The sequence below is a fragment of the Parablastomonas sp. CN1-191 genome (assembly GCF_049354825.1).
In the GTDB taxonomy this organism is placed as follows: domain Bacteria; phylum Pseudomonadota; class Alphaproteobacteria; order Sphingomonadales; family Sphingomonadaceae; genus Novosphingobium.
Genome location: NZ_CP186480.1, coordinates 549,310 through 569,395 on the forward strand (window position 1 = coordinate 549,310; position 20,086 = coordinate 569,395).

18 protein-coding genes are annotated in these 20,086 nt (G+C 67.6%); 6 read left to right on the forward strand and 12 right to left on the reverse strand.

The window, feature by feature from the left end; all coding sequences use genetic code 11:
- The first annotated feature begins 30 nt into the window (after positions 1–30).
- Genes ACOYW6_RS02755 through tgt form a run of 4 tightly spaced genes read left to right on the forward strand, consistent with a single transcriptional unit; the run spans position 31 to position 3,866 of the window.
- On the forward strand, positions 31–975 hold the full coding sequence (locus tag ACOYW6_RS02755) for an ABC transporter ATP-binding protein (RefSeq protein WP_423142292.1): 945 nt from the start codon (positions 31–33) through the stop codon (positions 973–975).
- Positions 975–1,757, forward strand: coding sequence for an ABC transporter permease (locus ACOYW6_RS02760; protein WP_423142293.1), 783 nt, complete (start codon positions 975–977; stop codon positions 1,755–1,757). Before ACOYW6_RS02755 ends, ACOYW6_RS02760 begins: the two co-directional genes overlap by 1 nt.
- 17 nt (positions 1,758–1,774) lie before the next feature.
- Positions 1,775–2,731 carry a DUF481 domain-containing protein gene (locus ACOYW6_RS02765; protein WP_423142294.1) on the forward strand — a complete coding sequence of 319 codons (957 nt, stop codon included), beginning with the start codon at positions 1,775–1,777 and terminating at the stop codon, positions 2,729–2,731.
- A gap of 7 nt (positions 2,732–2,738) precedes the next feature.
- The gene (gene tgt, locus ACOYW6_RS02770; RefSeq protein ID WP_423142295.1) at positions 2,739–3,866 is read left to right on the forward strand and encodes a tRNA guanosine(34) transglycosylase Tgt; all 1,128 of its coding nucleotides are present in this window, start codon (positions 2,739–2,741) and stop codon (positions 3,864–3,866) included.
- Here tgt and ACOYW6_RS02775 read toward each other — a convergent pair.
- Positions 3,863–4,051, reverse strand: a complete 189-nt coding sequence (locus ACOYW6_RS02775; RefSeq protein ID WP_423142296.1) for a hypothetical protein — start codon at positions 4,049–4,051, stop codon at positions 3,863–3,865. The two genes, tgt and ACOYW6_RS02775, sit on opposite strands and share 4 nt — an antisense overlap.
- 137 nt (positions 4,052–4,188) lie before the next feature.
- Here ACOYW6_RS02775 and ACOYW6_RS02780 point away from each other — a divergent pair, with 137 nt between their 5' ends.
- Positions 4,189–6,171, forward strand: coding sequence for an alpha/beta hydrolase family protein (locus tag ACOYW6_RS02780; protein WP_423142297.1), 1,983 nt, complete (start codon positions 4,189–4,191; stop codon positions 6,169–6,171).
- Positions 6,172–6,230: 59 nt separating this feature from the next.
- Here the strand turns inward: ACOYW6_RS02780 and rpsD are convergent, their stop codons facing one another.
- From rpsD to ACOYW6_RS02815, 7 genes are all read right to left on the reverse strand, one after another.
- Positions 6,231–6,845, reverse strand: a complete 615-nt coding sequence (rpsD, locus tag ACOYW6_RS02785) for a 30S ribosomal protein S4 (RefSeq protein ID WP_423142298.1) — start codon at positions 6,843–6,845, stop codon at positions 6,231–6,233.
- Between the two features lie 186 nt (positions 6,846–7,031).
- The gene (locus ACOYW6_RS02790) at positions 7,032–7,325 is read right to left on the reverse strand and encodes a hypothetical protein (RefSeq protein ID WP_423142299.1); all 294 of its coding nucleotides are present in this window, start codon (positions 7,323–7,325) and stop codon (positions 7,032–7,034) included.
- Positions 7,326–7,363: 38 nt separating this feature from the next.
- On the reverse strand, positions 7,364–8,119 hold the full coding sequence (locus ACOYW6_RS02795; RefSeq protein ID WP_423142300.1) for an RNA methyltransferase: 756 nt from the start codon (positions 8,117–8,119) through the stop codon (positions 7,364–7,366).
- Complete coding sequence (gene nrdR / locus ACOYW6_RS02800) at positions 8,103–8,579, reverse strand: transcriptional regulator NrdR (RefSeq protein WP_423142301.1); 477 nt, start codon at positions 8,577–8,579, stop codon at positions 8,103–8,105. Before nrdR ends, ACOYW6_RS02795 begins: the two co-directional genes overlap by 17 nt.
- Before the next feature lie 10 nt (positions 8,580–8,589).
- Entirely contained in the window at positions 8,590–8,817 is a 228-nt protein-coding gene (locus ACOYW6_RS02805) for a hypothetical protein (protein WP_423142302.1), read from the reverse strand.
- Positions 8,818–8,821: 4 nt separating this feature from the next.
- Complete coding sequence (glyA, locus tag ACOYW6_RS02810; protein ID WP_423142303.1) at positions 8,822–10,132, reverse strand: serine hydroxymethyltransferase; 1,311 nt, start codon at positions 10,130–10,132, stop codon at positions 8,822–8,824.
- The gene (locus ACOYW6_RS02815; RefSeq protein ID WP_423142304.1) at positions 10,129–10,602 is read right to left on the reverse strand and encodes an RpiB/LacA/LacB family sugar-phosphate isomerase; all 474 of its coding nucleotides are present in this window, start codon (positions 10,600–10,602) and stop codon (positions 10,129–10,131) included. Before ACOYW6_RS02815 ends, glyA begins: the two co-directional genes overlap by 4 nt.
- A gap of 144 nt (positions 10,603–10,746) precedes the next feature.
- Here ACOYW6_RS02815 and ACOYW6_RS02820 point away from each other — a divergent pair, with 144 nt between their 5' ends.
- A complete protein-coding gene (locus ACOYW6_RS02820) occupies positions 10,747–11,982 on the forward strand; it encodes a sensor domain-containing phosphodiesterase (protein ID WP_423142305.1) in 1,236 nt (411 codons plus the stop codon).
- Positions 11,983–11,985: 3 nt separating this feature from the next.
- Here ACOYW6_RS02820 and ACOYW6_RS02825 read toward each other — a convergent pair whose 3' ends face one another.
- From ACOYW6_RS02825 to dnaG, 4 genes are all read right to left on the reverse strand, one after another.
- Positions 11,986–15,291 (reverse strand): polysaccharide deacetylase family protein, encoded by a 3,306-nt coding sequence (locus ACOYW6_RS02825; RefSeq protein WP_423142306.1) that lies wholly within the window; start codon positions 15,289–15,291, stop codon positions 11,986–11,988.
- A gap of 119 nt (positions 15,292–15,410) precedes the next feature.
- Positions 15,411–16,022: a hypothetical protein gene (locus tag ACOYW6_RS02830; protein ID WP_423142307.1), complete on the reverse strand. Its 612-nt coding sequence runs from the start codon at positions 16,020–16,022 to the stop codon at positions 15,411–15,413.
- Positions 16,023–16,154: 132 nt separating this feature from the next.
- Positions 16,155–18,182: an RNA polymerase sigma factor RpoD gene (gene rpoD, locus ACOYW6_RS02835; protein WP_423143049.1), complete on the reverse strand. Its 2,028-nt coding sequence runs from the start codon at positions 18,180–18,182 to the stop codon at positions 16,155–16,157.
- Positions 18,182–20,074, reverse strand: a complete 1,893-nt coding sequence (dnaG, locus tag ACOYW6_RS02840; RefSeq protein ID WP_423142308.1) for a DNA primase — start codon at positions 20,072–20,074, stop codon at positions 18,182–18,184. The genes rpoD and dnaG overlap by 1 nt, the downstream gene beginning before the upstream one ends.
- Positions 20,075–20,086 lie beyond the last annotated feature (12 nt).

Consider the following 20,086-nt stretch of genomic DNA (forward strand, 5'->3'; position numbering starts at 1 on the left):
TCGCGCACGCAATCGCCACCTTGCGCGGCGATGAACGACGCTATCCAAGAGCCGATCCTGGCGGTCAGGGGTCTGACCAAGCGCTACAAGAACGGACCGGTCGCGCTCGCCGGGGTCGATCTCGACATCCGCCGGGGCGAGATCTTCGCGCTGCTGGGGCCGAACGGCGCTGGCAAGACAACGCTGATCGGCGCGGTCTGCGGCCTGGTGCGGCCTAGCGAGGGCTCAATCACCGCTTTCGGACAGGACCTGGCCAAGGACTGGCGCGCCGCGCGGGCGAAGATCGGCCTGGTGCCGCAGGAAATGGCCACCGACATGTTCACCAGCGTCATCGACACGGTGTCGTTCTCGCGCGGCTTGTTCGGCCTGGCGCCCGATCCGGCCAAGCTGGAAGCCGTCCTCAGGTCGCTGTCGCTTTGGGACAAGCGCGCAAGCCAGATCCGCCACTTGTCCGGCGGGATGAAGCGCCGCGTGCTGATCGCCAAGGCGCTCGCGCACGAGCCCGAGCTGCTGTTCCTCGACGAGCCGACCGCTGGGGTCGACGTCGAACTGCGCCGCGACATGTGGCGCCAGATCGCCGCGCTGCGCGATGCCGGGACCACCATCATCCTGACCACGCACTATATCGAGGAGGCCGAGGAGATGGCCGACCGGGTCGGGGTGATCGACAAGGGCCAGCTTTTGCTGGTCGAGGAAAAGCGCGCGCTGATGGCGCGCATGGGCAGCGTAACCGCGGACATCACGCTGGCCCGGCCGCTTGCCGCGCTGCCGCCGTCCCTGTCGGGCAAGCCGGTCGAATTGGCAGACGAAGGCCGCAAGCTGGTTTTCACCGGCGACGGCGGCACCGACGCTGCACGCGCCGGAATCGCGGCGCTTATCCGCACCCTGGTGGAGAGCGGAATCGCCTTCACCGCGATCGATCAGAAGCAATCGAGCCTCGAGGACATCTTCGTCGGCCTGGTGGAGAACGCGTGATGGGATCCACCGCGCTGTCATTCAATGCCAGGGGCGCCTTCGCGATATATTCCAACGAGCTGGTGCGTGCGTTCCGCACCTTCTTCCAGTCGATCTTCGCCCCGGTCCTGACCACGTCGCTATATTTCGTCGTTTTCGGCGCCGCCATCGGCGGCCGCATCGCAGAGATCGGCGGGGTCAGCTACGGCGCCTTCATTATCCCCGGCCTGCTGCTGCTGACGCTGCTGGGGGAGACGACCAGCAATGCCAGCTTCGGCATCTACATGCCGCGCTTCACCGGCACGATCTATGAACTGCTGTCCGCGCCGGTCGGGGTCGCCGAAACGCTGATCGGCTTTGTCGGCGCGGCGGTGACCAAGTCGCTTCTGCTGGCGGCGATCATCCTTGTGACGGCCAGCTTCTTTGTCGACTACCACATCGTGCATCCGTTCCTGGCGTTGATCTTCATCATGCTGGTCGCGTCCGCCTTTGCGCTGTTCGGCTTTATCATCGGGGTCTGGGCCGACGGATTCGAGAAGCTGGGGATCGTGCCGCTGCTGATCCTGCAGCCGCTGACGTTCCTGGGCGGGACGTTCTATTCGATCGACATGCTGGCGCAGCCGTGGCGAAGCGTCGCGCTGGCGAATCCGATCGTCTATCTCGTCAACGGCCTGCGTTGGTGCTTCACCGGGCACGCCGACGTCGGCTTTGGCATCAGCATTGCTATCACGCTGGCGTTCCTCGTGCTGTGCATCGGCGTCATCACCGCGATTTTCCGCACCGGGTGGCGCCTGCGAGCCTGAGCCGCTATGCGCCGGGCATGGTCCGCCACGCCGCATCCTGGCTCGCCGCCAGCTTCGTCGCCAGCCTGGTCGCCTCGCCGGCTGAGGCCGTTTTGCCGGACGCGGCGCGCGCGATGATCGAGGCTGCTATCAAAACCGGCGACAAGGCCAAAGTCGCCGCCGTTGCCGATGCCGCGCGAACCGCTTTTCCCGCCGACAGGACGGAGATCGATGATATCCAGGGCAGCTTCGTGGCCGATCAGGCGCGCCTGGCGCGGGCCAAGGAAGCCCTGCGCCTCGCCGCCGTGCGCGCCGCCGGCCCGCTCGACTTGTGGAAGGGAAAGGGTGAGGTTTCCGGCTTTCGCGCCACCGGCAACGGCGAATCGACCGGCGTGAGCGGATCGCTGACCGCCACGCGCACGGGCGCAGACTGGACTCATGCGCTGACGCTGCGCGCCGACCTGCAATCGGCTCGCGGGGCGATGACGCGCGATTACCTGATGGCGTCGTGGGAGCCCCGCTACCAGGTTGACCAGGACGTGTTCGCCTATGGCCTGGCCCAGGTCGAGCGCAACCGCGTGCAGGGTATCGCCATGCGCTACGCGGTGTCGGGCGGGCTGGGGATCAAGGTTCTCGACAAGCCCAACGTCGACCTTGCGGTGAAGGCCGGGCCGGCGCTGCGCGGCACGCGTTATCTGATCGGAGAGCGCGAGGACCGGATTGCGGGCCTGCTCGGCCTCGATTTCGACTGGCGGCTGACCGACACGCTCAAGCTCACGCAGAAGGCCAATGCCGTCGCCGAAACGGGCGCCAGCGCGGTGGCATTGCTCGATGGCCACGGCGCGACCCTTAACCTGGTCACCGGGCTTGAGGCCAAGGTGACCGAGCGGCTGAGCACGCGCGTGTCTTACGCCGTCGATTACGACAGCCAGCCCGCGATCGGCAAGGTTACTACCGACACGATGACGCGCTTCGGCATCGTCTACGGATTTTGAGCGACCAGTGACTCCGCGCTTCAGTTTCACCGTCACGGCGACCGACGGCGCCGCCCGCACCGGCGCCATCGCCATGCGCCGCGGCACGATCCGCACGCCCGCGTTCATGCCGGTCGGCACTGCCGCGACTGTCAAGGCGATGAAGCCGCAGACCGTGCTCGCCACAGGCGCTGATATCCTGCTTGGCAATACCTATCACCTGATGCTGCGCCCGGGCGCGGAGCGGGTCGCGCGGCTGGGCGGGCTGCACCGCTTCATGAACTGGGACCGCCCGATCCTGACCGACAGCGGCGGCTATCAGGTGATGAGCCTGTCGGACCTGCGCAAGATAACCGAGGAAGGCGTCTCCTTCGCCAGCCATATCGACGGGTCGCGCCACATGCTGACGCCCGAACGCTCGATGGAAATCCAGCGCCTGCTCGGCAGCGACATCGTCATGGCGTTCGACGAATGCCCGCGGGCCGATCGCGCGCGCGACGACATTGCCCGATCGATGGAAATGTCGATGCGGTGGGCGCGGCGCAGCCGCGACGCCTTCGATGCCGGCGGCGAGCACGCGGCAAGCGCCGCGCTGTTCGGCATCCAGCAGGGCGCGCTCGACGAAGGGCTGCGCCGGGAAAGTGCCGACGCACTGGCCGCGATCGGGTTCGACGGCTACGCCATCGGCGGCCTGGCGGTGGGCGAAGGGCAGGAGGCGATGTTCGCCACGCTTGATTTCGCGCCGGCGATGCTGCCGCAAGACCGGCCGCGCTACCTGATGGGGGTTGGAAAGCCCGACGACCTGGTCGGCGCGGTCGAGCGCGGGGTCGACATGTTCGATTGCGTGCTGCCGAGCAGGTCGGGCCGCAACGGGCAGGGCTTCACCTGGGACGGCCCGATCAACTTGCGCAACGCCCGCCATGCCGAGGATGCGGCGCCGATCGATCCGCGCTGCGCGTGCGACGCCTGCAGTCACTACAGCCGCGCCTACTTGCATCACCTCCACAAGTCGGGCGAGATATTGGGCGCGATGCTGCTGACCGAGCACAACCTGACGTTCTATCAGCAGCTGATGGGCGCCATGCGCGACGCGATTGCGGCGGGGTCGTTCGCGTCCTTCGCCGCCGGTTTTCGTCGCGATTATCTGAAAGCCTAGGCCGCAATCGAGCCTTCGGCCTCACGCATTTCGGTTTCGAGCCGGGTGTCGCGATAGGCAACGAACTGGCCGGTGCGTTCGTCGAAGAATCCGGCACCGATGGCGACTGCAAAACGCTGCGCAAGACGCAGCGACGGATACCATTTTCCAAACCGGTGCGGGGTAACGAAACGGAAGCGTGTCATGTGTCCCGGTAACGTCGCCCGCTTGCCGCCGGTTCCGGTCCAAGATGCTGTTTTTCAACGCTTCATCGCATTTGGAATTTGCCTGCGGGTAACTTGGTGCATCATATCCGCGGGCCGATTCAATCCGGGGGGAATTCATGACTTCGCATCGTATGCTGGCGGCCTTGCTCGCCGGGACCGCCGCCGTGTCCGCGCAGGCGCAGGAGGCTCCGACGACGGACCTGGCAGCCCGGTTCGGCGCGCTGGAATCGGTCCAGCAGATGAGCCTTTCGCCCGGCGGCGGCCAGGTCGCTTACCTGACCCCGGCGCAGCCGGCCGGCGTTGACCTGGTGGTGGCGGACCTGGCGACGGGCGCAACCAAGATCGTCCTGCAGGCGCGCAATCCGCGTGACCGGCTGCGGTGGTGCCACTGGGCAAGCGACGTGCGGCTGCTTTGCCTGGTGATGTCCTCGTTCGACAATCGCGGCGTGCTGACCGGGGCCAGCCGGTACGTGACGCTCAACAGCGATGGCAGCGACCAGTCCTATCTCAAGCTTGGCACCAACGGCGCTTCGCAAGGGGCGATCCAGTTCGTCGGCGACGTGCTCGACTGGGACCTGCCCGCTGCGCCGGGACACGTGCTCATGACGCGCGAATTCCTGCCGCAAGGCTCGATCGGCACCAACATCGTCAACGATCGCCAGGGCCTGGGGGTCGAGGATTTCGACCTCACCACGCAAAAGCGCACCGTGGTCGAGCCGCCGCGCCGCACCGCGGTTTCCTACATCAGCGACGGGCGCGGCAATGTCCGCATCATGGGTACTCAGGCGACCAACGACGACGGCTACGTCAAGTCGGGCACCAACTGGCTTTATCGGCGCAAGGATTCCAAAACCTGGGAGCAGCTTTCAAAGGCCGCCGGCGCCACCGACTTTACGCCGATCGCGGTCGACCCGGACCGCGACGTCGCTTACGGTTTCGCCAGCAAGGGCGATTTTGACGCCCTTTACAGCGTCGCGCTCGACGGTTCGGGCAAGCGGACCGAGCTGCTCTCGCGCGCCGACGTCGATGTCGATGACGTTGTGCGCATTGGCCGCAACTTCCGCGTCGTCGGGGCGAGCTACGCGACCGAGCGCCGCAATGTCGAATTCTTCGATCCGCAGCTCAAGGCGCTGGGCGCTGCGCTCGGCAAGGCTCTACCGGGCCAGCCGACGATTTCATTCATCGATTCGAGCCAGGACGAGAGCAAGCTGCTGATGTTCGCCGCCAGCGACACCGTACCGGGCACGTTCTATGTCTATGACAAGGCGACGCGCCACCTGGCAGAGGTGCTGCCGGTGCGCGACCGCCTGGACGGGGTTCCGCTGGCGCCGATGAAGGCGATTACCTTTCCCGCCGGCGACGGCACCCAGATCCCAGCCTACCTGACGCTGCCGCCGGGCAGCACCGGCAAGAACCTGCCCGCGATTGTCATGCCGCACGGCGGACCCGGCGCGCGCGACGAGTGGGGGTTCGACTGGCTGGCGCAGTTCTATGCCGCACGCGGTTACGCCGTGCTGCAGCCGAACTACCGCGGTTCGGCGGGTTATGGATCGGGTTGGTATCAGCGCAACGGCTTCCAGTCGTGGCGTACTGCCATCGGCGACGTCAACGACGCCGGGCGCTGGCTGCTCAAGCAGGGGATCGCCCCGGCCGACAAGCTTGCCATCGTCGGCTGGTCGTACGGCGGATACGCGGCGTTGCAGAGCGCGGTGCTGGACCCGAACCTGTTCAAGGCCATCGTCGCGGTCGCGCCGGTCACCGACCTTGAGCGCTTTCGCAAGGAATCGGAGCCGTTCACCAACTTCCTGTTCGTGGACAACTACATCGGCCGCGGGCCCCACGTGAAGGAAGGATCGCCGGCCCAGAATGTCGATGCGATCAAGGCGCCGGTACTGATGTTCCACGGGACGATGGACCAGAACGTGGGCGTGGGCGAATCGCGGCTGATGGCGGACAAGCTCAAGGGCGCGGGCAAGACCGTGACATATGTCGAGTTCGATGGTCTTGATCACCAGTTGCCCGATGCGGCCGCGCGCAGCCGCGTGCTGCGCGAAAGCGACGCTTTCCTGCGCCAGGCGATGAAGCTGCCGGCCAACTGAGCCGAATCAAAAAGGGCGGCCCCGCGGGGCCGCCCTTCTGATGTCTCGGTTCGAACCGGTCAGCGCGAGTAGAACTCGACGACGAGGTTCGGCTCCATCTTCACCGGGTACGGCACCTCGTCCAGCGTCGGCACGCGGACGAACGTGACCTTCTCCGCGCCGTCGGGCGCGACGTAGTCGGGAATTTCACGCTCGGCCAGGCTCTGCGCTTCAGCGATCAGGGCCATTTCCTTGGCCTTGGCACCCAGGCTGATGACGTCGCCGGGGCGGACGCGGCGGCTGGCGATGTTGCACTTCACGCCGTTGACGCGGATGTGGCCGTGCGAAACGATCTGGCGGGCCGAGAAGATCGTCGGCGCGAACTTGGCGCGATAGACGACCATGTCCAGGCGCTGCTCGAGCAGGCCGATCAGGTTCTGGCCAGTATCGCCCTTGAGGCGCGAGGCTTCCTGGTAAGTGCTCTTGAACTGCTTTTCGGTCACGTCGCCGTAGTAGCCCTTGAGCTTCTGCTTGGCGCGCAGCTGGATGCCGAAGTCCGACACCTTGCTCTTGCGGCGCTGGCCGTGCTGACCCGGGCCGTAGCTGCGGCGATTGACCGAGCTCTTGGGGCGGCCCCAGATGTTCTCGCCAAGGCGGCGATCGATTTTGTACTTGGAAGCCTTGCGCTTAGACATGGCGCGTTTGTCCTTCAATTCGCTGGCCGGACCCTGTGTCCAGCCTCTAGGTCCGGAACCGCACCGCCCAGCCTGTTGCCGGACGCGACCGAGGCTTCACCGGAGTGCCTGGTCAATTGCGAAGGCGCGCGCCTAGCCGCCCCCGGGGGGAATTACAACCCCCCGAGGCGCCCTGGGCGCAGCGGATTACTCGGGCTTGGCGGATTCGGAGCGCACGGTGCGGCCCGAGCCGAGGCCGCCGGTGTCGACGTCGGCGTCGTTCAGGGCCTTCCAGTATTCGGCGGTGTGGCATTCGCGATTGGAACCCATGTGCGTGCCGGTCGCGGCAGCGACGGGGCGGCAGATCATCTTGGGCTTGGGCGGCTTGGCCGGCTGCGCTGCGGGCGCACCGGCAGCGGCAGGCGGCGACGCCGGCGAGGCGCCCTGGGCAAGAGCGGGAGCGGTCAGCAACGCGGCGACCGAGATCAGGAGAATACGCAAGACTATCAAACCCTTCCAACACGATATCGGCAACCTGCCTAGCCCTGCCGCGGACCTTTTCCAAGTGCCGAAAGCACGCCGCGCATGGTCCGCACCTCCAGGTGGTTCCAGCCCGGCTTGGTGAGCATCGCGCGTAGCGTGCGGCGCGATGTGACGGCACGGCCGGTGTGCCGGAAATAGCCCGCCGGCTCGAGCAGGCCTTCGATCTGGGCGATCAGGCCATCGAGCTCGGCCTGCGAGGCGGGCGGAAGGATGTCCTCGACCGTCGGCTGCACCAGGCTGGAGCGACCGTGGCCATGGTGGCGCGACCATTCGTAAGCGCACAGGATCACCGCCTGCGCCAGGTTGAGCGATCCGAATTCGGGGTTGATCGGCACGGTCAGGATCGCATCGGCCAAAGCCACGTCGTCGGTTTCCAGGCCGGACCGCTCGGGCCCGAAGACCAGCGCGGACTGCGCGGGCAGGGCGTGGATCGCGCGCGCCGCCTCGTCGGGTCCGACCACCGGCTTGGTTACGCCGCGCTTGCGCACGGTGGTGGCGTAGACGGCGCTGCAGTCCGCCACCGCCTCGGCCAGGGTGGGGAACACCTCGGCGTCGGCAAGCACTCCGTCGGCGCCTGCCGCAGCCGGCCCGGCGGCCGGATTCGGCCAGCCGTCCCGCGGAGCGACGAGCCGCATCCGCGTCAACCCGAAGTTGAGCATCGCGCGGGCCGCCTTGCCGATGTTCTCACCCAGCTGCGGGCGCACCAGGACGATCACGGGCGGCGGGGCGACGGCGTCAGGACTGGGCGACATCGCGCACGCTGCCGGCGAATTCCTCGAAGTCGCGCGCTTCGGTGAAGTCGCGGTAGACCGAGGCGAAGCGGATATAGGCGACCGCGTCGAGCTGGCGCAATCCGTCCATCACCATCTCGCCGATCGCGCGGGCCTCGACCTCGTTTTCGCCCAGCGTCTCGATCTGGCGCTGTACGCCAGATACCAGCTGGTCCAGTCGTTCCTGCGCGATGCCCCGCTTGCGGGTGGCGATCGTGACCGACTGTTCGATCTTGGCGCGATCGAATGGTTCGCGGCGCGGCGGGCTTTCGCCGCCGCCGCTCTTGATCACGGCGATATCGCGCAGCTGGACACGCTCGAAGGTGGTGAAGCGCGCGCCGCAGCTTTCGCACTGGCGGCGGCGGCGGATCGCGGTGTTGTCCTCGGTCGGACGCGAATCCTTTACCTGCGAATCGTCATGCGCGCAGAACGGGCAGCGCATGGATCGTCCTTCAGGGCCGCAGGCGCTTGTAGAGCGCGAAGCCGGCGCCGATGATCAGACCGGCCGGCAGCGACACCAGCGGCAGGACGGCGCCGGCCACCGCGCCGACCGCCGCGCCGGTCAGCACCGGCTTGGTCGAGGGGTGCTGCATCCCTTCCTTGGCCATGCCGACGATCTCGTTCTTGGCGTCGGACAGCAGGTCGCCCTTGTCGCCCGGATTGTTCTGCGGATCGGTCATGGTCTCAAAGCTCCGGATAGATCGGGAAGGCGGCGCAGAGGTCTTCCACCTGGCTGCGGACCCGCGCCTCCACTTGCGCGTCGCCTTCCTCGCCATTGTGGGCAAGGCCGTCAACCACTTGCGCGATGAGCTCGCCGATCCGGGCGAACTCGGCCTCGCGAAAGCCGCGGGTGGTGCCCGCCGGCGTGCCGAGGCGAATGCCCGAGGTGACGAACGGGCTGCGCACGTCGAACGGGATGCCGTTCTTGTTGCAAGTCAGCCAGGCGCGATCGAGGCCTTTTTCGGCTGCCTTGCCGGTGACGTCCTTGGGGGTCAGGTCGACCAGCAGCAGGTGGTTGTCGGTACCGCCCGAAACCACGCGCAGGCCATGCTTCTCCACGCTGGCGGCGAGCGCCCGGGCATTGGCGACGACCTGGCTGGCATAGGCCTTGAATTCGGGCTTCAGCGCCTCGCCGAAGGCGACCGCCTTGGCGGCGATGACGTGAACCAGCGGGCCGCCCTGCATGCCGGGGAACACCGCCGAATTGAACTTCTTGGCCAGCGCCTCGTCATTGGTCAGGATCACGCCGGAGCGAGGACCGCGCAACGATTTGTGCGTGGTGGTGGTGACGACGTGCGCGTCCGGGAAGGGCGAGGGGTGCGCGCCGCCCGCAACCAGGCCCGAGAAGTGGCTCATGTCGACCATCAGGTATGCGCCCACTTCGTCCGCGATCTCGCGGAAGCGGGCAAAATCCCACTGCCGCGAATAAGCGGTGCCGCCGGCGATGATCAGCTTGGGGCGATGTTCGCGCGCGGTGGCGGCGACCGCGTCCATGTCCAGCCGCTCGTCCTCGCGGCGCACGCCGTAAGGGATCGGCTTGAACCACTTGCCGCTCATGTTGACGGGGCTGCCGTGCGTCAGGTGGCCGCCGGCGTTGAGGTCCAGGCCCATGAAACTGTCGCCCGGCGTCAGCAGCGCCAGGAAGACCGCCTGGTTCATCTGGCTGCCGCTATTGGGCTGGACGTTGGCGAAGTTGCACCCGAAGAGCGCCCTGGCGCGCTCGATCGCCAGGTTCTCGACGACGTCGGCATATTCGCAGCCGCCGTAGTACCGTTTGCCGGGATAACCTTCGGCGTACTTGTTGGTGAAGACGCTGCCGGTCGCCTCGAGGGTTGCCAGGCTGGCGATGTTCTCGCTCGCGATCAGCTCGATCTTGGTCTGCTGGCGCTTCAGCTCGCCGCGGATGGCGGCGTAGACTTCGGCGTCCGCGGTCTCGAGGTGTTCGACGAAAAAGCCCTTGGAACGGATGCGGGTCGCGGTGGCGGTCTCGGTCATGCGGCGGAGCTTTCATTGGCGGCCGGGCGGGCGGGAAACGGCGGGTGGGAGAGCTTGCCGACGCGGCGGACGTGACGATCCCCCGCGAAGGGCGTGTCTAGGAACGCGGTAACGCACGCGCGGGCCATGTCGGGCCCGATCAGGCGGGCGCCCAGGGCGATGACCTGGGCATCGTTGTGCTCACGCGCCAGACTTGCGGACAGCGGTTCACCGACCAGTGCGCAGCGCACGGCGGGGTGGCGGTTGACGGCGATCGAGATGCCGATGCCGCTTCCGCACAGCGCTATGCCGCGCTCCGCGTGGCCCGCGGCGAGATGTTCGGCAAGGCGGTAGCCATAGTCGGGATAGTCGACCGATGCTTCGCCATCGGGCCCGAGGTCGTCCACCGTGTGGCCTTCGCCGCGCAGCCAAGCAGCCAGCGCCTGCTTGAGCGCGAAAGCCGCATGATCGGAGGCGATGGCGATATGCATGGCGCGCCCATAGGAGACGCCGGCGATTCGCGCGACCCCGTTGGGGCATCTTTTGCACGCGGCTGGCGGGCGCGGCCGCAGCCGGCATGCCGCTACGCAATACTACCGCCCAAGTGTTAACCTTTGCGCGCTAGGGCGAAGGCGATGGTCGCGCATAATCCCCAGTCCTTCGCCTCGTTTGTCGCGCCCGCGCGCGGCGGGGCCGAGCTCGTTCGCCACGATGGGGTCGACCGGATCCTTAACGCAGTCCGGCAGCACCTCGGCATGGAGATCGCCTTCGTCTCGCGCTACGTCGAGGGCGGGCTGAAGGAACTGACCCACGTCGATTCCGACCTCGACCTGCCGATGGGGCCGGGCTTTCGCGACCCGCGCGAGGACAGCTACTGCTGGCACATTGCCGAAGGTCGCTTGCCCGAACTGATCCAGGACACTGCCGACCATCCGTTCACCGAAACGATGGCGATCACCCGGTTCCTGCCTGTCGGCGCGCATCTCAACACGCCGCTGCGGCTGTCGGACGGGACGCTTTACGGCAGCTTCTGCTGCCTCAGCCGCCAGCCCGACCGCACGATGACCGATCGCGACGTGGGGGTGCTGCGCGCCTTCGCGGCGCTCGCCGCGGTCCAGATCGAGGCCGCGCTGGAAAGCGACGTTCAGGCCGCGGCGACCCGCGCCCGGATCGAGGGGGTGCTGGCCCGGCGCGACCTGACCGTCGTTCAGCAGCCGATCCACGCGCTTGCCACCGGGCTGCCGGTGGGCGCCGAGTGCCTGGCACGCTTTGCCGATGGTGCCTCGCGCGGCCCCGATGCCTGGTTCGCCGAAGCCGCGCAGGTCGGAATGGGCGTCGACCTGGAGATGCTCGCGATCGAACTGGCGCTGGCAAGCGCGGCGGCGTTGCCGTCCGGTTGCTATGTCTCCATCAACGCTTCGCCCGACACGGTGCTGTCGGGCCGGCTCGAGGCGGCACTGATGGCGTCGAACACCGCCAACATCGTCGTCGAACTGACCGAACATCAGCAGGTCGCCGATTTCGCCGCGCTCAAGGCGGCGCTGGCGCGGATCGCCGGGCGCGCCCGGATCGCCATCGACGATGTGGGCGCCGGCTACGCCGGGCTGCGCCACCTGGTCGAGCTGTCGCCGCACCTGCTCAAGCTCGACATCAGCCTGGTTCGCGACATTCACAAGGACGTGGCTCGCCGCGCGCTCACCGGCGCCATGGTCCGCTTCGCCGCCGCGATCGGCTCGAAACTGATCGCCGAGGGGATCGAATGCGCCGAGGAAGCCGAGGTCCTTGCCGAACTGGGCGTCGACTACGGGCAGGGCTACCACTTCGCCCGGCCGATGCGCGTCAGCGACGCGGCGCGGTACCTGGCGGCATAGCGCTCAGGCGGCGGTCTCGACCCGGCCACTGCGCTCCAGCTTGCCCCAGCCGACCACCCATCCGCCGATGGCGGAAGCGATCGCGCGCAGCACCACCCAGTACATGATCTGCCGGTAGACCAACCGCTGGGCCACCAGCAGATGCGCGGGGTAGCGCGGGCGGCGATCGTCGAGCCGGTAGGCGATCCAGCCGCACAGCACGTCGATCGCGGTGAAGGCCAGCCAGTATAGCCCCATCGTGCCAACGTCGCCGCGGGTCTGGGCCCATCCGTGCTGCTCGATCCGCAGCGCCGTCCCGACCAGCGACAGCAGCAGCGCCAGGTCGATGACAGGAGAGATCGCCGCGAACAGGATCTGGAACAGCCAGGCCTGCGGCATGCCGATCAGCGCCAGCCCGGTCGGCCGCCCGCGCCGCAGTGCGCTGCGGTGCTTCCACAGGCACTGCAGCGTCCCGAAGGCCCAGCGGTAGCGCTGCTTTGCCAGCGCCGCGAAGCTTTCGGGCGCCTCGGTCCAGGCGGTGGCGCGCGGATCGTAAGTGACGCGCCAGCCGAACCGCTGGATCGCGATGGTCAGGTCCTGGTCTTCGGCCAGCGTGTCCTCGGGATAGCCGCCCACCGCGTCGAGTGCCGCGCGCCGCCAGGCGCCGACGGCGCCAGGCACCACGGTCATCGCATCGAACCCGGCCAGCGCGCGCCGCTCCAGGTTCTGCGCGGTGATGTATTCCACCGCCTGCCAGCGCGTGACCAGGTTGACCCGGTTGCCTACGCGCGCGTCGCCGGCCACGGCCCCCAGCCGCGGATCGCCGAACCAGCGCGCCAGGCGCCGGATGGTCAGCGCCTCGAACTGCGTATCGGCGTCCAGCGCGATGATGACCTCGCCGCGGGCATCCCTTACCGCGCGGTTGAGCGCGGCCGCCTTGCCGCCGTTCGTCAGCGTCAGCAGCAGCACGCGCGGATCGCTGCCGAAGGCCTCGCGCACCAGGTCGCTGGTGCGGTCCCTGGACCCGTCGTCGGCCACGATCACCTGCAGCGCCGGATATTCGCTGGCGAGCACGCGTGCGATCGAGGACACGATCACGCGTTCCTCGTTGAAGGCCGGGATGATGACGGTGACGGTCGGTTCGAACAGCGGCGGCTCGGCGCGGCGCCGGCGCGACTGGATCCAGGCCAGCGCGGTCATCAGGACGGCGCGCGTGATGCCGAGCACGATGGCCAGGTAGAACAGGAAGCCGACCGTCGCGATCAGCGCCGCTACCGCCAGGAAGCCGGCGATGTCGAAGCGCACCGCGGTCAGGTCGCTGCCGGTTACTTGCGGCATCGCCTGCGCCGCGCTTGCGCCGACCAGTTGAGGGACGCTGACGAAGCGATAGCCTTCGCCGCGCAGCGCGGCGATAATCTGCGGCAGCGCCGCGACCGTTTCGGCACGGTTCCCGCCGCCGTCGTGCAGAAGCACGATGTTGCCCGTACGCTCGGCGTTGGCGGCGTGGATCTCAGTCAACGCGGTGCGCACGATCGCCGCCGCCGGCGGGCGCTGCCAGTCCTCGGTATCGACGTGCAGCCCGACGATCGTGTAGCCGGCCTGTTGCGCGCGCAGCGCCGGGATCAGTTCATCCGCGGTCGTCGGCTCGGCATCGCCGAAATAGGGCGCGCGGAACAACCGCATCCGCCGGCCGGTATAGGCTTCGACCAGCCGCTCGTTGGTCGAAAGTTCGAAGTCGGTATCGGTTTGCGAGGCGCCTGCGAGGTTGGGGTGGGTGTAGGTGTGGTTGCCGATGACGTGCCCCTCGGCGACCATCCGGCGCAGCAGCGACGGGTTTTCCAGCGCGTTTTCGCCGATGACGAAGAACGTGCCGGGCACGCCCTCGCGCTTCAGCACATCCAGGATGCGCGGCGTCCAGACCGGGTCCGGGCCGTCGTCGAATGTCAGCGCGATGGCCTTGGGATCGCTGCCGCCCGAACGCTGCACCACGAACGGCGTCGGCAGCGCGGTATAGGTTTCACCGCGGATCAGGCCGGCCGCATCGTATGCCACGTCGCGGTGGCCGGGCTGGGCCGTGTCGGTGATGCGGATGATCTCGCCGGTGCCCTCGACATCGTTGTTGAGTGGCGATTCCGGCGTTGCCAGGTCGGGCCGTCCGCCGCTGCGGAAGGCGCCGAGATCGGACCAGAAGCCAGGGTCCTCGCTGCCCAGGCGCCACAGCGCGACCGCGCCGATGCCAAGGCGCTTGAGCGCGGCAAGCTGGTTCCAGCTGCTGGCCGCGTCGACGAACCAGACCGAGTGATGCTCGCCCGCGTCGTCATAGGCGAAACCGGCGTTGCCGCTGACCGGGTCGAAGCGCGGAGCGGCGTTGCTGTCATGCGCGGCCAGCCATGCTTCCTCGACGGTCAGCGCGTCGACGCCCCCCACCTTATCCTGTGCGCCGTGCCAATCGTAGCCGTAGCTGCCCAGGGTCACGACCAGCTTGGGTCCCGCCTCGGCGCGCGCGCGGGCAACCTCGCGCACGAACCAGTCCTGGCTGGCGATGGGCCCGGCCTCGCCGCCCTGCCAATGCTGGTCGTAGGCCATGAACAGCACGCGGTCGGTGCGCCGCGCTATCGCGCGGATCGGCCACGACGGGTCGCCCGCCGGCACGGTGATTGCGATCTGGTCGCCCCTGGGCATCGCACGGCGCAGCTGGTCAAGGAACGTCAGGTAGTGGGGCATCGCGTCGGTCGGCAGGTCTTCGATATCCAGGACCACGCCGCCCACGTTCGGGGCCGCCGCCGCCGTGCCAAGCGTCGCTGCCAGCCGCGCCCGCGCCGCGGGATCGGCCAGCAGGCGTGCCGCGGCAGCGCCGTCGAATTTCTCGTTGGCGTAGTTCTGCACCATAGGCATCACTTGCGGCGGATGCGGCATCGCCGCGATCAGCCGGTCGAAAGCTGCATCCGGCGCGGTGGTGATCGCGCCGGATGCATCGACGCTGAAGCGCATCGGCACCACCCAGTCGAGCGAGGCGGCATGGCGCCGCAGCGAGGCGATGCTGGTCTCGTCGTCGGGCAGATAGAAGCCGACCGACAGCGGCTTGTCGGCGGGCGCATTGCTCAGGTGCGGCAGCCAAGCGCGCAGGCCGCGGGCCGGCGGCGTGCCCCGCAGCGCCGATGCGTGCGGAGCGGGCAGGGGCAGCGCCATGCTGGTCGATCGCGGCACGAACACCAGCGTCGCGGCGAACAGCACGGCTGCCAGCAGCAGCAGGACCAGCGCCCCCGCCAGCGTTCGCTTGGCGACCCGGCTGCGCTTGCCGGTGGGATCGTAGAAGATCGGCTGCGCCATGCACGGGTCCTCGGTGCGGCGATCGGACTGCCTGCCGCTCGGCCGCCGTTACGCCTGCGCCGCGCGCCTGCGAAGCCGGGAAATTGTCACCGACTGTCGCGGCGCCGCCATGACCGTGGCTACTTCGTGCTCTTCGCGCGGATTTGCTTCGCCACGTCGGGGTGCGCATTCAAATAGGCGAAGATCTTCGTCTTCAGATCGGCACCAAGTTGCGCCTGCATGCCCCGGATCTCGCTCATGTAGGCAGTGTTGGCGGCAACGACCGCGGGATCGCCGAGCAACGCCATCGACTTCGACAGATAATGCGACCCGCTCGGCGTGGCCGCGAAGGCGTGGACGTCCTTCAGTTCCGCGAGCGTGAATGCGTGAACATAGGCCTGTGCACTGGCTTCGAAGATCATCGGCAAGTGCTTGCGCACGGTCGGCATCAGCTTATCGGGAATCGAATCGTGAAATTGCTGGAAGATCGCAACCAGACCGGGATCGCGCGGCAGGTCTGGTGGGATCGCCGAGATCGTGCGCGAGAAATCCATGATGGCGGTGCGGAAGGTCGCCTCGCGACCGGCGGGAGGAAACATGATCGCGATGATCGCGCGCGCCTCGTCAAGCTTTGCGGCGTCTTCGCCTGTCGCGCTGGCCGGCTGCGCGCCGCCCGTCTGGGCCTGAGAGGCGCATGGCACGGCTGCGACGGCCAACATGGCCGCAGCGCAAATGCCCGTGACGATCTTCATGTCCTGCACTCCCCGTAAGCGCGTTCAAGCCGGGAAGAAGGTGACGTTGGGCTGCACGGTTGTAAAGCCCGGAAATTGCTGCGCTAATCGCGCAACAGCAGAAAAAAAGCCCCGCCGAAGCGGGGCTTGATCCTATTGGTCCAGGAAGGAGCGCATCTTGCGGCTGCGGCTCGGATGCTTGAGCTTCCTGAGCGCCTTGGCCTCGATCTGGCGGATGCGTTCGCGGGTCACGGAAAACTGCTGCCCGACCTCTTCCAGCGTGTGATCGGTGTTCATGCCGATGCCGAAGCGCATGCGCAGCACGCGCTCCTCGCGCGGGGTCAGGCTCGCCAGGACCCGGGTGACCGTTTCCTTGAGATTGGCCTGGATTGCGGCATCGACCGGGATGACCGCGTTCTTGTCCTCGATGAAATCGCCGAGGTGGGAATCCTCCTCGTCGCCGATCGGCGTCTCGAGGCTGATTGGCTCCTTGGCGATCTTCATCACCTTGCGGACCTTTTCGAGCGGCATCGACAGCCGCTCGGCCATTTCCTCGGGCGTCGGCTCGCGGCCCTGCTCGTGCAGGAACTGGCGGCTGGTGCGGACCAGCTTGTTGATCGTCTCGATCATGTGGACGGGGATACGGATCGTGCGCGCCTGGTCGGCGATCGAACGGGTGATCGCCTGACGGATCCACCAGGTGGCATACGTGCTGAACTTGTAGCCGCGGCGGTACTCGAACTTGTCGACGGCCTTCATCAGGCCGATGTTGCCTTCCTGAATAAGATCAAGGAATTGCAGGCCGCGGTTGGTGTACTTTTTCGCGATCGAGATCACCAGCCGCAGGTTGGCCTCGACCATTTCCTTCTTGGCGATGCGCGCTTCGCGCTCAGCCTTCTGGACCATGTTGACGATACGACGAAATTCGCTGAGCGCCATGCCGGTATTGGCGGCGATGTCGGCGATCTCGGCGCGGATGCGCTCTACCGAATCGGCCTCGTTGGTGGCGAAGGCCGCCCACTTCTTGTCCTTGGCGGCCTGGCCCTGCAGCCACGCTTCGTCCAGTTCGTGCCCCACATAGCTGTCGAGGAAGTCCTTGCGGCCCACCTTGTGACGCTCGGCCAGGCGCAGCATCTGCCCGCCCAGCGCGGTAAGGCGGCGGTTGAAGGCATAGAGGTTGTCGACCAGGTATTCGATCTTGGTGGCGTGGAACTGCACGCTTTCGACTTGCGCGGTCAGGTCCTCGCGCAGTTGCTGATACGATTTCTCGCGCGCGGCGGGAAAGGCGCCGCCCGCGCCCAGCGCAGTCAGGCGCTCGGCCTGCAGCTTTTCGAACTTCTTGAACAGCGCCGTGATGGCGGCGAACTTCTCCAGCGCCTCGGGCTTGAGCGCGGCCTCCATCTGCGCGAGGCTGAGGGTGTTGTCCTCCTCGTCGTCCTCTTCGCGGCGGCGGCGCGGTTCGCCGTCCTCGTCCTCGTCGCCCTCGGCGGCTTCCTCTTCCTCGGGCTCCTCGTCCTCCTTGAAGGACGGGCCGGCCGTCTTCTCGGAAATCTCGCCGTCGTCGTCGTCCTCGGCGTCGTCGCTCAGGGCCTCGGGCGCCGGCTCCTTGGAAAGCATGGCGTCGAGATCGAGGATTTCGCGCAGCTGCATCTCGCCGGCGTTCAGCGCCTCGGACCACTGGATGATGGCGTGAAAGGTGATCGGGCTTTCGCACAGGCCCAGGATCATCGTGTCGCGGCCCGCTTCGATGCGCTTGGCGATGGCGATTTCGCCCTCGCGGCTCAGCAGCTCGACCGCGCCCATCTCGCGCAGGTACATGCGCACCGGGTCATCGGTGCGCTCGACGGTTTCCTTCTTCTTTTCCGGCGCGGGCTTTTCGGCGCCGGACGAATCGACTTCCTCGACCTCGTCCTCGGCCTTGTCGTCGGGGTCGACCGCGTCCTCGTCGCTCTCGACGATGTTGACGCCCATCTCGTTGAGGGCGGACGTGATGTCCTCGATCTGGTCGGACGACATGTCGCCCGGCAACGCCTCGTTCAATTCGTCCCACGTGATCACGCCGCGCCGCTTGGCGCGCGCGATCAGCTTCTTGATCGAGGCATCGTTGAGGTCGATCAGCGGGGCGTCGCCGCCCTCGCGCTCACCGCCCGCCATGTCGCTGCCGTTAAGGTCTTCGTCCATCATTCCGCCGTCAGGTTGGGGGCCGCCGAAGGGGCGGCCGCGCGCGCGCTGGCCATGTGCCGCAGACGCTCGTCAAATTCCAGTTTTCTCTGCAACAATCGTTGCTGCTCGGCAAACGCCCCCTCGGACAAGTCGCTTTCGAAGCGCGCCGTGGCCTCCGCCAATGCCGCGTCGAGCGCAGGACGCTCCACCAGAAGGCCCACCGCCTGCGCCAGTTCGGCGCGGGCCTGGTCGGCTGGAACGTCGCCGGCAAGAAAGCCGAAGCGCATCATGGCGTAGTCCTCGGGAACCGGGGTCGCCAGGCCCCGACCAGCCAAGATGGTGCCAAGTCGCGCGCTTTCAAGGGGCTGCGCGCCGTGCGCATGATCATCCACCGCGTCGATCAGAGCGTCGAGCCGGGGGTCGGCGATGGGCGATCCGGCCAGCCGGTCAGCCACTTTGACCAGCACATCGGGAAATCCGATCAGTCCGGCGATCACCGCGGACAGCAACGCGTCGCGCGATCCGCCGGCAGCCTGGTGCCGCAGCCGACCGGTCACCGCCGGTTCGGAGCGCGCCGGGGCGGTGGCGCGAAAAGGCCCGCGCCCTTGTGGGCGACCGGGCTGGCGGGGCGCGAATTCGCGCCGCGGGTACGCGAATGCGGAGAACCGCTCCGACAGGTCGCGGCGATAGAGCGACTGGATGTCCTTGTCGGCGATCGTGTCGACATGCGCCATCAGCCGCGCCTTCAGGCCGGCCTTGTCCTCGGGCGTGGCAAGGGGGAGGGCTTCACGCTCGTTCTCCCACAAGACGTCGACCATGCTGCGCGCTTGCCCCAGCAGCGTCTCGAGCGCCTGGCGGCCATCGCGCTTGAGCATGTCGTCGGGGTCCATCCCGGCGGGCAGGCGCACGATTCTAAGGCTGTGGCCCGGGCGCAGCAGCGGCAGGGTTCGCGCAATCGCGCGGGTGGCGGCGCGCTGGCCCGCCGCATCGCCGTCGAAGCACAGGATCGGCGTATCGACCAGGCGCCACAGCATCTCGACCTGGCGCTCGGTCAGCGCGGTGCCCATCGGCGCGACCGCTTCCTCGATCCCCGCGGCGGCCAGCGCCACCACGTCCATCTGCCCTTCCACCACCACGATCCGCCCCGACTGGCGCGATGCCGGTCCCGCGCGGTGCAGGTTGAACAGCGTCCGGCCCTTGTCGAACAGCGGCGTGTCGGGGGAGTTCAGGTACTTGGGCGCGTCGGTTTTCGCGGCATCCAGGATGCGGGCCGCAAACCCGATCACGCGGCCGCGTGCGTCGTGGATCGGCATCGTCAAGCGGTCGCGAAAACGGTCGTAAGGATCCTTCCCCTCGGCGGCGATCCGCATGCCCGCCTCGATCAGCATCGGCTCGGGGAATTGCGCCAGCGCGGCCTTCAGCGCCTGCCGCCCGCCCGGTGCATAGCCAAAACCGAAGCGCTCCATCGTGTGGGCATCGAACCCGCGCGAGGCGAGATAGCTGCGCGCCTTTGCCCCCTCGTTCGCTTCCAGCTGGGTGCGGTAGAACGCCTGTGCGGCTGCGAGCACTTCGTGAAGCCCGGCCTGTTGCTCGGCCCGCTGCGCGCTGCGCGGATCGGGGGCGGGGACTTCCAGCCCGGCCTCCGCGGCCAGTTCCTTGACCGCGTCCATGAACGCCAGGCCGCGCTGGTCGGTCATCCAGCGGATCGCGTCGCCGTGCGCGCCGCAGCCGAAGCAGTGGTAGAAACCCTTGGCGTCGTTGACGGTGAAGCTGGGCGTCTTCTCGTTATGAAACGGGCAGCACGCCTTGAATTCCTGGCCCGCCTTGGTCAGCCGCGTCGTACGCCCGATCACGCCCGACAGCGTGACCCGGGCGCGCAATTCGTCCAGCCATTGCGGGGACAGGCTCATCGGGCGGGCGTC

Coding starts and splice junctions, on each gene's coding strand:
- ACOYW6_RS02825 (WP_423142306.1), bottom strand. CDS start 15,291: ATGGCGCAGCCGATCTTCTACGATCCCACCGGCAAGCGCAGCCGGGTC.
- ACOYW6_RS02795 (WP_423142300.1), bottom strand. CDS start 8,119: ATGTCGCCCAGTCCTGACGCCGTCGCCCCGCCGCCCGTGATCGTCCTG.
- dnaG (WP_423142308.1), bottom strand. CDS start 20,074: ATGAGCCTGTCCCCGCAATGGCTGGACGAATTGCGCGCCCGGGTCACG.
- ACOYW6_RS02755 (WP_423142292.1), top strand. CDS start 31: ATGAACGACGCTATCCAAGAGCCGATCCTGGCGGTCAGGGGTCTGACC.
- ACOYW6_RS02805 (WP_423142302.1), bottom strand. CDS start 8,817: ATGACCGATCCGCAGAACAATCCGGGCGACAAGGGCGACCTGCTGTCC.
- rpsD (WP_423142298.1), bottom strand. CDS start 6,845: ATGTCTAAGCGCAAGGCTTCCAAGTACAAAATCGATCGCCGCCTTGGC.
- rpoD (WP_423143049.1), bottom strand. CDS start 18,182: ATGGACGAAGACCTTAACGGCAGCGACATGGCGGGCGGTGAGCGCGAG.
- ACOYW6_RS02830 (WP_423142307.1), bottom strand. CDS start 16,022: ATGAAGATCGTCACGGGCATTTGCGCTGCGGCCATGTTGGCCGTCGCA.
- ACOYW6_RS02765 (WP_423142294.1), top strand. CDS start 1,775: ATGGTCCGCCACGCCGCATCCTGGCTCGCCGCCAGCTTCGTCGCCAGC.
- ACOYW6_RS02775 (WP_423142296.1), bottom strand. CDS start 4,051: ATGACACGCTTCCGTTTCGTTACCCCGCACCGGTTTGGAAAATGGTAT.
- nrdR (WP_423142301.1), bottom strand. CDS start 8,579: ATGCGCTGCCCGTTCTGCGCGCATGACGATTCGCAGGTAAAGGATTCG.
- glyA (WP_423142303.1), bottom strand. CDS start 10,132: ATGACCGAGACCGCCACCGCGACCCGCATCCGTTCCAAGGGCTTTTTC.
- ACOYW6_RS02820 (WP_423142305.1), top strand. CDS start 10,747: ATGGTCGCGCATAATCCCCAGTCCTTCGCCTCGTTTGTCGCGCCCGCG.
- ACOYW6_RS02760 (WP_423142293.1), top strand. CDS start 975: ATGGGATCCACCGCGCTGTCATTCAATGCCAGGGGCGCCTTCGCGATA.
- ACOYW6_RS02815 (WP_423142304.1), bottom strand. CDS start 10,602: ATGCATATCGCCATCGCCTCCGATCATGCGGCTTTCGCGCTCAAGCAG.
- ACOYW6_RS02780 (WP_423142297.1), top strand. CDS start 4,189: ATGACTTCGCATCGTATGCTGGCGGCCTTGCTCGCCGGGACCGCCGCC.